General features: G+C 72.5%; 1 protein-coding gene. It reads left to right on the top strand.

Features of this window, described 5'->3' with window-relative positions; translation table 11 throughout:
* Nucleotides 1-284: exodeoxyribonuclease VII large subunit (locus tag TW83_RS18940; protein ID WP_045984343.1), on the top strand; the 284-nt coding region annotated here is incomplete at both ends.

The raw sequence follows: 284 nt of genomic DNA, 5'->3' as shown, positions 1-284 counted from the left end.
GCTGCGCGACCGCTTTCCGACCCGCGTGATCATCTGGCCGGTGGCCGTGCAGGGGGAGGGTTGCGCGCCGCAGGTGACGGCCGCGATCCGGGGCTTCAACGCGTTGGCGCCGGGGGGGGCGATCCCCCGGCCGGACCTGATCATCGTGGCGCGCGGCGGCGGGTCGCTGGAGGATCTGTGGGGCTTCAACGAGGAATCGGTCGTGCGGGCGGCGGCGGAGAGCGCCATCCCCCTGATCTCGGCCGTGGGGCATGAGACGGACACGACGCTGATCGACTTCGCCT

It is taken from the genome of Paracoccus sp. S4493 (assembly GCF_000967735.1).
GTDB classification, from domain to species: domain Bacteria; phylum Pseudomonadota; class Alphaproteobacteria; order Rhodobacterales; family Rhodobacteraceae; genus Paracoccus; species Paracoccus marcusii.
This window is presented reverse-complemented; position numbering and strand designations above follow the sequence as displayed.